Here is a 13909-nt window from a genome sequence, read left to right as displayed (position 1 = left end):
AAACAAAGATAATTATAAATTCATTGGTTTGGATAAAGAAGTAAGATTAAAAAATATGCATATCAAAACTGAATAAAAAATTGCTGGGGTCTTTTCAGCTCACTTATATCCCCGACTTTAGAAGTCGGGGATATAAGTTCGTTTCTGGTAAAAACAGACGCTCTATAAAGAAACATTAGAGAAGTTAATATTATTTTACGATTATTACATCAGAAACATGTCTTTCTTGCAGTGGATCCTGCTTATTTCTTAATTTATTATCATAATAAAAAGTTGCTGAACCACCTCCATCTAAATTGATTGCGTCTTTACAGCCTTTTTCTAGTAATATTTTAGCCCAAGTTAAAATACTTGCCCCGTCTTTAATATTATCCATCAATTCAGCATCTCCCAAGGTCAAAAACAATACATTTCCATTGTTAAGCTTGCACATAGCAGTTCTTGGAAATTTATTTAAATGAAAATTTGAATTTGGAAATGGTGTTAAAATCCTTCCATTACGTATAAGCTGCGGTCTACCAGATACAATAAAATCCATATTTTTCCAATCAATATTGTCTTGCTCAAAAAGAGTTTGAACTTCAAAATCAAGAAATAAATCTTGAATATTCTGAAATAATATTTTTTTATTAAAACTGTAGAAATATATTAGAATGACTTTATCATTGACATTCATGTTTCTATCTTTTTGATTTAAAATTTTACTTAAATCAAAAGTTTCTACAATTTTATTTTGCTCAAAATCATATTTAAGCAAATAACCTATATTTGGAAATTGTATACTCTTTTTCCAATTTTTTGTATAAACAATCGTTGCATTTTTAAATGATAAGCTATTTACAGCTGTCAAATTTAATTGATCACTTTTACTCTTATCCAAATTAAAAAAAGATAAGGCAGGTACAACAGAAATTTTTCCAAAATTCATTTCATTGATATTCGAGTTCCACCCCACAACATCATGAAAAACTGAGTTTACACCATACCAATTATTTTCTATCTTTAAAGAATATCTTGGTAATGCATAATAAGGTGAATAATGAGTACCAAGGTGAAATGAATCTAAATATTTATTTGATAGTTGCAAGCTTTTCTCATTAAATATTTTAAAAAAACCGCCATTCATTGCAAATATTGCTTTTTCCCTTATTGCAACTTCAGATACTGTTTCACTTCCAGTAAGTTGATTTGATGCTCGTACTAGACTTATGGAGCGTTTCGATGGCTCTACTTCAGCAGACCAAATTTCTAAATTATTTCCATCACGATTTATTATTTCTGATTTTATTTGAATACCATTTTGGCTTTCAGTAGATGAATTATTAAATTCATCAGGTGAATTGTTTGTATTATTTTTCGAGCAAGATATATTTATTATCGAGAAAAAACAAATTAGAAAAACTAAGCACAATATATTATTTAAATTTTTAAATTTATTATCCATGATTTATTTTCTTTCTTATCTATATAAAATTAAAAATCTATAAATATAATGAATTATATTCTGGCAGGTAAATAAAACATAATTTTCATAGCTATATATGTAATAATTCCTACCATTGCATAAGTTATTGCAACCTCACGAATAGAAGTTATAACAAGATAGCCAGTAAAAATTGTCACGATACCAGAAAATGTATAAGAGATAACTCCATAATTTGAACTCACCGTCCCAGCCAAATTATTAAATGGAGCAAACATAATTGCAATCAAATATGGGTATAAAATTCCAGAAGCAAATGCTATTCCACAAGAAGAAATCATAAAAATGAATATGGAACTAGGAAAAAAATAAGAAAGTATGACCATTAAAACACTCATTAAAAGTAAAACTGTAGAAGTAAAATGTATAATTTTTTGCCCTTCGTAATATTTTATTACGAATCGACTTGCAAAAGCTCCGAGCATATAAACTAGCCCAACAAGTAGAGCCATTTGCCCATAAAAAACCTGACTTTTTCCCATGATGTCTTGTATAAGAAAAGGCCCCATCATAGTGAATGAAAATATTCCTAAATTTGTAGCAGCAACAATAATGGTCGAACAAAAAAAATCTTTATTTCTAATAACCTTATAAGAATTAATTAATATTCGTTTGAGATTGAGATTTTGAGGCGATGTATTTGTTTCTTTCATAAAAAATAATATTACAATGCATGAAATGAAACCATATACACTTAATACGATAAAGGGCAGTCTCCAACCACCAAATTTATCAAGATATGCTCCCACTACGGGGGCTATTATAGGAGAAACACCCCATACTAAACCAATCCATGCAGTTGCTTTCATAAGCTCTATGCCCTTATACAAATCGACGGACACTGCTTTTGACAAGACAGCTATAGAAGCAGAAGAAAAACCTTGAATAAATCGAGCAAAGATAAGAAATTCAATACTTTGCGCTATAACACACATTAAGCTACTCAATGTAAATAAAATCATACCAAAAAGAAGTGCATTTTTTCGACCATATCGATCGGAAATAGGACCATAAAAAAACTGTCCTAAACCTAATGAAATGAGAAAAAGTGAAACGGTTTGCTGAACAGAGCTTGAGTTCGTTGACAAGGATGTAACAATTTTAGGCAATGAAGGTGAATAAATATCTATCGAAACTTGAGAGATGGGAACAAGGAAGAGAATAACCAGAAAAATAATCCGATGATTAATGATCTTGTTCCCATACATAATTATTCTATCCTTAATGATCTTGGAAATAAATCGTAGTCATCATCGTACAGTGGATTTCCTGATAAACCTAGTTCAAACAGATTCCTCAGTTCTTTGAGACATTTAATATTTCTAATCTTATTTTTGCGTAAATCAAGCTTTGTAAGGCTAATTAAATACTGAAGCGGTTCAACATCATTAATTTGGTTTTCAGCTAAACTTAAGGTATTCAAAGATCTAATTTTTTCTATTGCACTCACATCATCAATCATATTTTTATTTGCAGAAAAGAATTTTAGTTGTGCCATAGTTTTAATAAAAGAAATATCGGTAATGTCGTTTTCAGAAACATTTAAGCTGACCAATTTAAGAAGCAATGAAACTTCGTGTATATTTCTTAATTTATTCTTTTTTAATGAAAGAAGTTTTAAATTTGAAAATTTTTCAATTCCTAATAAATTTAATATATTATTCTCATCTAAAATCAATTCTTCGACATCTTTCAGTGGAATTAAAAAATGAAAATCTTTTAAACCATGTCCCTTAAGTGAAATGCGCTGGAGCAATTTTAATGATAAAATATCACTTATATTATTAATATTCTGATAATCTAAATTTAGCGAAGTCAATTGAGGCATAAATTTAAAAAATGAGGAATCCATTAAAAGTTTTTTTGCTTCAGGAAACGCACTTAAATCTAATGCTTTTAAATTTTGCAAAACCCCTACTGCTTCAGAAGGTATTTTGGTTCGCGCAATACGGAATAGAGTTTTTAATGCAAATTCATTCTCAATCGATTTGGGTACTTGAGAAAGATATTCAAAAAAATTATTGACAGTCATAGAACTCTCCTCACAAACCTAAATTAGTTAAAATAAACCTTTTTGATTTTCTCATATTGTCCATTTTTATCAATCACCTCTAAAAAATTATTAAATGCTTCTATTAAAGCAATATCTGACATACGTGCAGCCATAGCAAGCTTTCCTTCTTCAGTTGACTCTAAAGTATAAAATTTCATGTTCATTTCTTTTGAAGCTTGATCAATAAATACATTATCATCTACAAATGTATTTGAACGTTTTTGAATAAGAGCATCCACTTCGGCACTTTCACTATCAAATTGAAGATGGTTTGCATTTTTTAATGTCCTTCGTAAATAAAGCGTTGCTGCAGATCCTGTATGTGAAGCAATTTTAACTCCTTCATGATCAATATCTGAAAACTTTTTAAATTTAGATCTATTTTCTTTAGTATCTAAAAATGCAGCTGCAATTTTAACAGTGAAAACAGGATTAGAAAATAAAACTGCTTTAGATCTTTTTTCAGTAATAGTTAGCCCCGAAGCAATAAGATCGCATTTTTTTGTCATTAGTGCAGGAATAAGACCATCTAAAGAAGTATCAATCATTTTTAACTTTAAAGAATGTAACTCAGCAAATTTTTGCATGATGTCAACATCAAAACCTTTCCAATTCCCCTTTTGATCTTTCATTTCAAAAGGAATAAATCCAGCTTGCGAACAGACACGAATTTCTCCTTTTTTTTGCACATTCACAAAGCTTTTGTCAGATTTTTCACTTGCAAAAAGTGAACTTGACATGACAAGAGTTAAAAATACGGTTGTTACTTTCTTGCATATTCTCATAATAAAACACCTTTTAATTAAATAAAAATAAATAATTACTTAAATTAAATATTTAAATATTAAAAACATTTTCAGATATACAGTTTCAAATCTTATAAAGAAACAGATATAAAAAGATTTTATAAACAGACTAAAATAAATTAGAAAAATTGAGTTTTAATGATGGAAAGAGTGATGAATAGAGGAATGAAGGCAAGAAATCTGAATAGTTTTGGAGATTTGCTCTAATACTTGAATAACTATACTACCATTTTGAGTGAAATTCATGAGGGAATTCCTTTAAAAGAGTTTCCTTTAAATTTGATTTGTGCTTAAGATACACAAAGCAGAAGGGAAGCTATCAAATTTATCTTCCCTTTGGCAAGCGGCATATTTACATTATTAGGGCTTTTTCATGCAAGAATATAAAATCACGCAATTTGCAAGCGATAACTACGTAGGAACTCATCCTGAAATCATTAAAATCATTAATGAATCCATGCTTGCCACCGAGCTCCCTTATGGGAATGACACCTATTCAGTAAAAGCAAAAGAAGAATTTAGACGAATCTTTCAAACAGATTGTGATATTTACTTCTTTGGCACAGGGACGGCTTCAAACGTCATCGCCCTTCAATCTGGACTCAGATCCATTGATGGTGTTTTATGCTCAGATATAGCTCATATAGCTCAAGATGAATGTGGTGCTTTTGAAAACTTTACGGGTGCAAAGCTTTTCACCATTAAAAACGAAAATGGAAAAATAACTTTAGAAAACTTAAAAGAGTATTTAAATACAATTTCACCAATAAGAAATAATTACCCTAAAATTGTTTCTTTAACCCAAGTCACTGAATATGGAACTATCTATACTCAAGAAGAATTAAAAGAAATTTGCAGCTATGCTCATTCAAAATCAATGATTGTGCATATGGACGGAGCACGTTTAGCCAATGCTGCAGCATCTTTAAATAAATCATTAAAAGAACTCACTGTTGATGTAGGCATTGATATTCTTTCGTTTGGAGCTACAAAAAATGGGGCTTTACTCGCTGAGGCAGTCGTTATATTTAATAAATCTCTCATTAAAGATTTTGAATATATTCATAAGCAGTCCATGCAACTTTTTTCAAAAATACGTTTTATCCCCGCCCAGTTTTTAGCATTTTTAAAAAATGACCTTTGGTTATCTAATGCACAAAATTCAAATGCAATGGCCCAGAAAGTTTCTATGGGATTAAAGAGTATTAAAAGCATTAAACAACTTTATCCTGTAGATGCAAATGAAATTTTTCTTGAGTTGCCAACAACCTTAAAAGACGAAATAGCAAAAAAATATTATTTTTATGTGTTTGCTGAAAACTTAAAAGAAATGACCTCTACAATCCGCTTTGTCACTTCTTTTAATACTACAAATGAAGATGTTACAAAACTAATCGAAGAAATTAAAAAATTAGCTAAACCTTATAATTGAAGACTATAATCTATTTTTCCTCTTTAATTTTAACCATACAGTGACTTCATCCCTATCATGATAAAGCTGACGGCATTTCAGATCATATGCAATGCCTTCTTGATCGAGTTCAACACGAATCTCATTTAAACATGAAGAAACTTCTTGGTACTTTTTCTTCATAGGTAATTTCAAATTAAAAATATATTCATTTGCTAATTTGAGAGTTGCCCATTCAATAATTAATTTTGTTACCTTAGATGGGCGTTCCACCATATCGCAAACAAGCCAATCCACAGGTTTTTTAGGTCTAAATTTAAATCCATCTTCTTTCAAATGCTCAACAAGCCCTGACTTTAAGAGTTTTGAATCCATTTCACCATTGTCTATGGCAAATACATAGATATTTCTTCTAACAAACTGGTAAGTCCAACCCCCAGGACAAGCACCTAAATCAACCGCAGTCATACCGTCTTTTAAACGTTCCTCTCTTTCATTTTCATTGATAAATGCAAAAAATGCCTCTTCTAATTTGAGAGTAGAGCGGCTGGGTGCATCAGCTGGGAATTTAAGACGGGGAATACCCATAAACCACTGAGAAGCTTTTTTAGGGGCACATAGAGCTATATAACAAGTTTGTCCTGTTAAAAAAAGAAGATGCAAACGAAGAGCTCTTTGCTGTTTATCACCTATAACATACCCATTTTTACGTAATTCAGATAGCATTGGACTAGTGAATTTTTTACAAAATGTTAGAACTTCTTTATGAACTTCAACATCAAGAGCTTCAACAAATAAATCATCTAAATACTTTTTTTCACCAAGAATTGTTGAAAAATTCTCTTCAAATGCTTTCATAATAGGTACAGTCCGACCTTTTTCAGGTAAGCTGCTTAAAAGTTCTGAAGCCAAAAGAATTTGTCGAGCAAAAATAAAATCTCGCAAATTGATGTCATTCCAAAGCGATAGAGTCTCTTCAGGAGAGTGTGCTTGAAAAATAACATGAGCTGTATTTTGTTTAGCTTTTACAAAGCCTTGAATGTTTTTTGCAGCTGTGTATTCCATAATTTCAGCGGCACAGTCGTTCTCAACACCAGCACGACAGTAAAAAAGGAGAGATAAAGACATATTTTAGGCTTTCTTATTTTAAGTCAAATTCGCACAACTGCCCTTTGGCAGTTTTCATAGAGAAGGATTACTCGCATTTAAGCACTCTTTGCAACCAAAATCACTTCTCTAAAAAATGGATAAAAAAGAAAGCGTATTATTAATTTAATACTTTAGGAAATCCTGTAAAAAATCCATAAATTTTTGCATTGACAAATTCAGGATTCCTTCCATCCATATATTTAGAAATGACGAACTTATCTTTTTCGCATTTGCCATCTATAAAATAGCAATTAAAAATATAGGAATCATTTTTTTTGTTATAAAAGACATGTTCAGCAACGTTATTAACTTGAGTTACAACATTATTTTCTAAATTTAGCCAATAGGATTTATCAACAACTTGGTAAGAAGAATATTCTGTTATAAAAATACTTTTTTTATCCTTTGAAACTCCACTTAAAGAAACTTGATAAATATTTGGTGATGTAAATGAGTTTGAATTTAATATTTTTTCAGCATTTGAAGAAAGTAAATTTTCACTTATATCAATTGCTGCGGCATTAATTAAAACCAATGAAGGATAATCAGATTTCATTCCATAATTAGGATCACAAGAAAGCAATAATTTACTCTTGTCAATCACTCTCTGCTGACTTGCAGCATTAAAGCAATTTTGAATGGGCCATGATTTTTCAACAGATGTTAATTCATCATTTAATAGATAAATCTTAGGAAATTTATCGCTTTTTCCTTTGTCATCCTTACTATAAGATCCAACAGAAACTAGAAAAACTCTTTCATTTACAATTAAAACTGAATTAATATTTTTATCAGAAATCGAGGCCTCATCTGGAGTGTGCTCTAATTTTTTTATTGCAGTTAATGGCAGTTTTGTTTTTAATGAAAGATCCGTTTTAATAATTTCTCCTTTATCATAGCCAATACTTATTAATTCATCATTAAAAAAAATCATATCTTTCATATTCATTGGAAAGGAAGTATATTGATTTTGTCTCTCACTCTTATTATAATGAGTCACTCTTGAATTTTTTTCCGATGAAAATCTTTCAACCAAATAAAAATCTTTAATGTCTCCAAACCGATCGTTTGTCTGGAAAGCTATTGAATCACTTGAACCACTTATATGATTTAATTCTTTAATGCTTTTCGTTCCAAAATCAAAGGAATATAATTTAACAAATTTATTCATATAATCATAGGTCGTAAACATAATTTGATCGGACTGCACATTTATTGTAGGAACAACATTTTGTTTCTTAGTTCCACATGCTGCAATTAATAATGAGCACAACACGAATAGAGCAATAAAATGTAATCTCATACTAAAATTCTCCTGAAAGGGTTAAATAAACACGTCGACCGGGGGGAGGAAAACCAAGATATCCATTTGATTGAACACTCTGCACTGTACCTGTTGAGTTTGATAAAGTAGCAAAAGATTCATTTGCAATATTGTAAATATCTAAAGAAAGAGAAAAAGCTTGAGCAAGCAATGTATTTTGAAAAGAAAAAGCAAAGCCCGAATTATAAATAGGAGGAATATCCATTTGGCTGCTGTTAGTATAATCTAAATAAAAAGAACTTTGCCAATTCATATTGGCATAAGCAGCAAACTTAGTTTCATAACTAAAAATATGGCCAAGTGAAATATTTTCGATGGAAGTCGATGCATTAAAATAGTGACGAGCAGAACGTGGAACATCAGTTTCTTCACCATTTTTATGCATTTTTGCGAGTAAATATTGGTAAGAAAAACCTATATTCCAAAATTTTGTAAGATAATAATCTGTGTATAAAAACATGCCATTACGTGAACTGTCTTCTATGTTATCGTATTGAAAAGTTGTCTGTGAAATTGCTTTTAAAAAAATAAGATCGGTATCTTTTGCATAAAAATAACCAATCTCTCCAATTGGAAAATTAAAACCTGTTTCTACTTTTTGACTGCTTTCAGGAACCAAATTAACATTTGGAATAACTCCATCAGGTGAACCGTAAACTTCAGATAAATAAGGTCTGCGCTGTGATTTTACGTAGCGAATATAATGGACCATTTCATAAAATTTATTTTGCAACGAAAAAGTATAACCCGAAACTGGTTTTTCGCGATCACTTTTTTGCAGCGAAGAAGAACTGTCTACACTAGGATAACTCTCAACCATATTAGCATTTGCACCAGCAAAAGAAATCCATGCATTGACATTGCTTGAAAATATCCACTGTTCGGTTATTGGAAAGATAACTGCTTCAAATAAAGCAGAACGAACTTCAGTTCTATTTACATTTACATGACTGTTCATTTGAGAAGAACTATTTGGCACTGTTGTATTCGTCTCTTGTTCAGAACGGTTAAAATCTAAAGAAACACCTGTTTGCTCATGACTTATTAAATTTGACGGTAAAATAAGAAATGTTTTAACTTGTACAGAAGTATTTGTTGAATTAGCCGCCTGCGATGCAAAATTAGAATTGCTATTAAAATTTTTATTATCAGCGGTGTTGTATAAAAAACCGATTTGATTGTTCCACTGTAAGCCATTTTCAGCAAATATTTTTTCTGAACTCAAAGTCGTTAACAAAAGATTTCGATTGAGCCTTTGCGTACCTGCTTGAGACCCCACTTCGGCAGGCACACCTTTATTTTGAAGCCCAAAAGCCAAATCAAATTTAATTTTTCCAAAAAATTCATTATAACTTGAAAGACCAATACCGCCGCTCGTTTTAGAAAAATCATTATTCTGTAATTTTTCATAGGTTCCAATATCTGCACTTAAAGAAGAATTGTTATTATTAAAGACCGAATAATTTTCTTGGCTTGTTATATAATCTAAAGTAGAAAATATTTCTGTATGCTTACTGATCTTAATAGAATGAATGACCGATGCCTCTTTATATCCAAAAGATCCAATGCGAGTTGATAATTTAAATAAATTTGTAAAGGCATTTTTCCCGTAATAAAAGCAACTGATACGTCGACATGATTTTATATTTATATCACCACCAATTCCCATAGAACTTAACCAAAAAGGAGGAGCGTCGGGATAAACATTTAACTGTCCAACAAATGTATTTGGTAAAAGACTTAAATTTTGTTCACCACTTCCTGCTCCAGTAAGGACAAATCCATTGAAATAGTACGTAGGTTCAAAAGCACGTGAGCCTCGTAAGCGCACACGCAAGGCACCTGCTTCTCCACCAAAATGCTCTACCTGAGCAGATGTTACTTTATCTGTGAGATCTGCAATACTTTTTGGCGATGGAGCACTTCCCGGTAAAGTTTGTACTGAAACATTTTCTTGATTGACATTTAAACTGGCAGGATTCTCAACTGAGTCTTTAGCTGTTTGATTTTTACTTTTAGAATCACTTGTTTTTTCATTCTTTTCAGTATCTGAGATAACTGGAATTGACATTGAATTTTGTGCATAAATAAAATTCGGAAACACTCCGCACAATACGCCTATTATTTTATACATTTTTCATATTCTTTTTACAGTAAGATCCTTTCGAATCTCGATCTATAAACACTTACAAAGAGTGTATGATGGTAGGTCATCGAACTTAAAAGTAATTTATACTCATAAATGTAAGGAATCATGTTTTCTGCAAAAACCATCAACGAACAAAAATTGTCATGATTTAATAGTATTGTCAAATTATTAAAAAAAATATTCGATAAGAAAGTAAGGTCATAAAAAATTATAATTAAATTATTTAAATCAAATATTATAATTCTTTATTCATTTTAAAAATTTAATAACTCTTCTCACAGCCCCTGTGAATGCTAATTTATTAACTGTATCTTTAGCTAATTTTGCATTTTTTGGACTCTCTGATTTAAAATTGCAATGAGTACTTCCATCAAACCGTGCTTGCCCGTCTGACACTCCTTCAATTCGCTCCCAATTTGATGCTTCATTAAAACTATTCTTTATATAAAAAGAATGAAGATCGTAAATATTTTTGTCTTTCATAAAATTCTCCTTCAAAAAAAATCTCTAAAATTGAAATAAAGAGTCAATTTTGATTCATTTATTGGAGACTCATAATTTCAACTTTATATTAATTTTAATTTCGGTTGAGAGTTAGATACAGCTTAGCTCAGGATCATTGAACTGTACCTATGACTTTATTGCAACTGTACTGGTTAATAATTCACAAATATGCTACAAAGACTTCGTTCTAAGCAAGTATGATTTAAAATATTCCCTACAATTTATGAGGTTTAGAGTAATGGTTGCTTTTCAAAAGGTTCAAATTGATCGAATTAAAAAACAATCTTTTTCTGACCAAATAGCCGAACAATTTGAAGCCGCTATTAAAAGCGGTACACTTTTAATTGGAACAAAATTACCTAGTATCAGAGATTTGTCGGTTCAACTTAAAATAAATAAAATTGGCGTTATCACAGCATATGAGAAACTGAGTGATCATGGTTATATATCTCCAAAACAGGGAAGTGGCTATTTTGTAACTTATAAAGTAAAAAGAAATTACAAAACAGACATAAAATCATTCAATGAAATATTAGAAAATAAAAATTTTAATACATCTAATTTTGATTTTTTATCTGAAAAAAAACCAAACCTATTAGAAAAATCTTCTGCTTTAAGTCAGCTACAGATTAAAGAGTGCTTACCAAAAATAATACCATTTACAAATTCATTTAGTGAAGGAATTACATATCTTGGTAATGGAGAACCAGCAAAAGCCTTGGGTTTAATGGAAGACTTAAGAGCCATTTCACGTTTTGTTTTATCAAGCACACACACCGCTATTTTTTCTTATCCATCTTCACAAGGTCTTCCAAGTTTGAGGGAAGTTCTTGCTTTTGAGCTCGAACAATTAGGCATGCCCGTCTTAAATGCATCGCAAATTCTTATTTCAAATGGAGCATTGCATGCCTTAAATATTGTTCTTGATACTTACTTAATGCCTGGCGATAACATTGCCATTGAAGTGCCAAACTTTGCTATTCTCTTTCCTATTCTGACAAACAGAAGGTTACAAATTATAGAATTGAATAGAAATAGCGCACAGCTAATAATATCTGATGAAAAAAAGAAAGAAATTAGAGAGAAAAAACCTAAAATTATAATTACTTACACAAACTGCCACAATCCCACTGGCGGCATTTTAAGTTCTATTGAACGCCACACTCTTTTAAATTTAGCTTTGGAAATTAATGCTATTATTATAGAACTTGATATATTTAAGGGACTCAATTTCGATGAATTTTTACCTCCATTGCTTTCCGTTATGGACGGATTGAAAAAAACAATTTATATCTCGAGCTTCTCTAAGACTTTTGCCCCTGGGATACGTCTAGGATATATTGCTGCAAGTGAGGAAAATATTCAAAAATTGATTCTTTCAAAAATGACAACTGATATCTCTACTTCAATACTAGATCAACAAATTATTTATGAAATGATAATTAGAGGAATACTCAAAAAACATATTCAAAAAGTAAAAGAAAGTTATCGATCAAAAAGAGATACTTTAATTGCAATGTTAAAAAAGCTTTCTCCACAAAATTCGCAATGGAATTACCCTGAGGCAGGCCTTTTTTTATGGTTTAAATTTCCTGAAGGAGGAGATTTAAATACGGTTTATGAAAGAGCACTTGAAAAGAAAATATCCATAGCTCCTGGACATATTTTTTATCCTTACGGAACTAAAAGCAATGAAATGAGAATAAATTTTGCAACACTTGAGCCTGTTCAAACATATAGTGCACTTGAAAACGTATTTACAATTTGGAGAAACTCTTCTTCAAGAAAATGGATTTTAAAAAAATGATTTCTCATCTAATACAAAAATCTCGTATAGGAATTTATTTACATATTCCATTTTGCCCCCATATATGTCCTTACTGTGATTTTGTAAAAACCTCTCAGTTTTCAAAAAAAGATGTAAACGCATTTTTTTCTGAACTCTCCCTTCAACTTGACTATTTTCTAAATCAGTTGCCAAGTCCAATAAGTAAAGACCATGCTACTGTTTACTTTGGAGGAGGAACTCCTGGTTTATTTGAAGCATCTTTTTATCAGCCTCTATTAAATAAAATTAGAGAAAAATATATTTTAGAAGAAGTGACTCTGGAAACAAATCCCCTTACAAATATTGAAAGACGTTTCTTTAATTATTTAAATGTTGGCTTTGATAGAATCACTTTAGGAGCTCAATCCCTGTGTCCAACGACATTAAAAACACTTGGGAGAAAGCACTCAAAAGAAACAATTATAAAAAATATAAAATGGGCGCAAAAGGCTGGATTTAAGAATATACAAGTGGATCTTATTTATGGTTTAAAAAAAGAAATACGTACACTAAATGTGGAAGATGAAATTCAACAATTGTTTGATGCAGGTGCAACAGGAATTTCTGCTTATGCACTTTCCATTGAGAAAAGAACTCTATTTGCAAACTCTGATTTTGCTTGTGACGAGAATGCAGCAAATGAGTATTTACAAATATTAAATAAATGCAAATCACTTGGTTTTAAACAATTGGAGACGAGCAATTTTTCTAAACTGGAAACACGCCATAATCATATATATTGGCATGGCCTCCCTTATATTGGAGTAGGTACTGGAGCTCATGGACTGTTACCTCCAACAGATCAATTTCCTTATGGAATCCGCTACAGAATTGGGGAGGAAAAAATAAAATCATTTGCTCCGGGGAATGATGAACTGATTTTTTCCCAACAAGATCAAAGGATGAAAAATTTTTCTATTCATTACGATCCGCCTCGTACAAAAAAAGAATATTTAGAAGAGATGATATTCACTTTATTAAGAACACCAAGAGGAATCCCTATCAAATGGCTCATTAAAATGACTCAAAATGAAAATATAATTCAGCAAGTGAGTGATCAACCAAAAATCAAAAGAGGAATTATGGAAGGCAAAATTATCCTAGATAAAGAATCCATTTTTCTCTTAGATGAAGAAAAAATTCGCGGAGATTTATGGATCAGTGAATTTATTACCTTGATTTAATGCGTAACAAAAAATATA

11 protein-coding genes are annotated in these 13909 nt (G+C 30.8%); 3 read left to right on the top strand and 8 right to left on the bottom strand.

Annotated elements, in window-relative coordinates:
* Window positions 1–190 precede the first annotated feature (190 nt).
* The 4 genes from GCL57_RS11660 to GCL57_RS11645 are packed head-to-tail and all read right to left on the bottom strand — an operon-like array spanning window position 191 to window position 4321.
* Window positions 191–1444 carry a phosphodiester glycosidase family protein gene (locus GCL57_RS11660; protein ID WP_152213527.1) on the bottom strand — a complete coding sequence of 418 codons (1254 nt, stop codon included), beginning with the start codon at window positions 1442–1444 and terminating at the stop codon, window positions 191–193.
* Between the two features lie 53 nt (window positions 1445–1497).
* Window positions 1498–2691 carry a multidrug effflux MFS transporter gene (locus GCL57_RS11655; RefSeq protein WP_152213526.1) on the bottom strand — a complete coding sequence of 398 codons (1194 nt, stop codon included), beginning with the start codon at window positions 2689–2691 and terminating at the stop codon, window positions 1498–1500.
* 2 nt (window positions 2692–2693) lie between these two features.
* Window positions 2694–3515, bottom strand: a complete 822-nt coding sequence (locus tag GCL57_RS11650) for a leucine-rich repeat domain-containing protein (protein WP_152213525.1) — start codon at window positions 3513–3515, stop codon at window positions 2694–2696.
* A 23-nt stretch (window positions 3516–3538) separates the two neighbouring features.
* Entirely contained in the window at window positions 3539–4321 is a 783-nt protein-coding gene (locus GCL57_RS11645) for a transporter substrate-binding domain-containing protein (protein ID WP_152213524.1), read from the bottom strand.
* Between the two features lie 394 nt (window positions 4322–4715).
* On the opposite strand from GCL57_RS11645, the gene GCL57_RS11640 reads away from it, so the two are divergent.
* Window positions 4716–5774: a threonine aldolase family protein gene (locus GCL57_RS11640; RefSeq protein WP_152213523.1), complete on the top strand. Its 1059-nt coding sequence runs from the start codon at window positions 4716–4718 to the stop codon at window positions 5772–5774.
* A gap of 3 nt (window positions 5775–5777) precedes the next feature.
* On the opposite strand, the gene rlmM is transcribed toward GCL57_RS11640, so the two are convergent.
* From rlmM to GCL57_RS11620, 4 genes are all read right to left on the bottom strand, one after another.
* A complete protein-coding gene (rlmM, locus tag GCL57_RS11635; protein WP_152213522.1) occupies window positions 5778–6881 on the bottom strand; it encodes a 23S rRNA (cytidine(2498)-2'-O)-methyltransferase RlmM in 1104 nt (367 codons plus the stop codon).
* Between the two features lie 139 nt (window positions 6882–7020).
* On the bottom strand, window positions 7021–8205 hold the full coding sequence (locus tag GCL57_RS11630; RefSeq protein ID WP_152213521.1) for a hypothetical protein: 1185 nt from the start codon (window positions 8203–8205) through the stop codon (window positions 7021–7023).
* Window position 8206: 1 nt separating this feature from the next.
* Window positions 8207–10360 carry a TonB-dependent receptor gene (locus tag GCL57_RS11625; RefSeq protein WP_152213520.1) on the bottom strand — a complete coding sequence of 718 codons (2154 nt, stop codon included), beginning with the start codon at window positions 10358–10360 and terminating at the stop codon, window positions 8207–8209.
* A 264-nt stretch (window positions 10361–10624) separates the two neighbouring features.
* Window positions 10625–10858 carry a hypothetical protein gene (locus tag GCL57_RS11620; protein ID WP_152213519.1) on the bottom strand — a complete coding sequence of 78 codons (234 nt, stop codon included), beginning with the start codon at window positions 10856–10858 and terminating at the stop codon, window positions 10625–10627.
* Window positions 10859–11117: 259 nt separating this feature from the next.
* Here GCL57_RS11620 and GCL57_RS11615 point away from each other — a divergent pair, with 259 nt between their 5' ends.
* Entirely contained in the window at window positions 11118–12686 is a 1569-nt protein-coding gene (locus GCL57_RS11615; RefSeq protein WP_161597735.1) for an aminotransferase-like domain-containing protein, read from the top strand.
* Window positions 12683–13891, top strand: a complete 1209-nt coding sequence (locus GCL57_RS11610; RefSeq protein ID WP_161597734.1) for a coproporphyrinogen-III oxidase family protein — start codon at window positions 12683–12685, stop codon at window positions 13889–13891. Before GCL57_RS11615 ends, GCL57_RS11610 begins: the two co-directional genes overlap by 4 nt.
* The last annotated feature ends 18 nt before the right edge of the window (window positions 13892–13909 follow it).

Origin of the sequence: Fluviispira multicolorata (assembly GCF_009208585.1) — a bacterium.
GTDB lineage: Bacteria > Bdellovibrionota_B > Oligoflexia > Silvanigrellales > Silvanigrellaceae > Silvanigrella > Silvanigrella multicolorata.
The sequence above is the reverse complement of the archived record's forward strand: the minus strand, read 5'-3'. Positions and strand labels throughout refer to the sequence as shown.

Excerpts from the sequence above, each read along its gene's own strand:
- GCL57_RS11660 (WP_152213527.1), bottom strand. The coding sequence starts at position 1,444 with ATGGATAATAAATTTAAAAATTTAAATAATATATTGTGCTTAGTTTTT.
- GCL57_RS11655 (WP_152213526.1), bottom strand. The coding sequence starts at position 2,691 with ATGTATGGGAACAAGATCATTAATCATCGGATTATTTTTCTGGTTATT.
- GCL57_RS11650 (WP_152213525.1), bottom strand. The coding sequence starts at position 3,515 with ATGACTGTCAATAATTTTTTTGAATATCTTTCTCAAGTACCCAAATCG.
- GCL57_RS11645 (WP_152213524.1), bottom strand. The coding sequence starts at position 4,321 with ATGAGAATATGCAAGAAAGTAACAACCGTATTTTTAACTCTTGTCATG.
- GCL57_RS11640 (WP_152213523.1), top strand. The coding sequence starts at position 4,716 with ATGCAAGAATATAAAATCACGCAATTTGCAAGCGATAACTACGTAGGA.
- rlmM (WP_152213522.1), bottom strand. The coding sequence starts at position 6,881 with ATGTCTTTATCTCTCCTTTTTTACTGTCGTGCTGGTGTTGAGAACGAC.
- GCL57_RS11630 (WP_152213521.1), bottom strand. The coding sequence starts at position 8,205 with ATGAGATTACATTTTATTGCTCTATTCGTGTTGTGCTCATTATTAATT.
- GCL57_RS11625 (WP_152213520.1), bottom strand. The coding sequence starts at position 10,360 with ATGTATAAAATAATAGGCGTATTGTGCGGAGTGTTTCCGAATTTTATT.
- GCL57_RS11620 (WP_152213519.1), bottom strand. The coding sequence starts at position 10,858 with ATGAAAGACAAAAATATTTACGATCTTCATTCTTTTTATATAAAGAAT.
- GCL57_RS11615 (WP_161597735.1), top strand. The coding sequence starts at position 11,118 with ATGGTTGCTTTTCAAAAGGTTCAAATTGATCGAATTAAAAAACAATCT.
- GCL57_RS11610 (WP_161597734.1), top strand. The coding sequence starts at position 12,683 with ATGATTTCTCATCTAATACAAAAATCTCGTATAGGAATTTATTTACAT.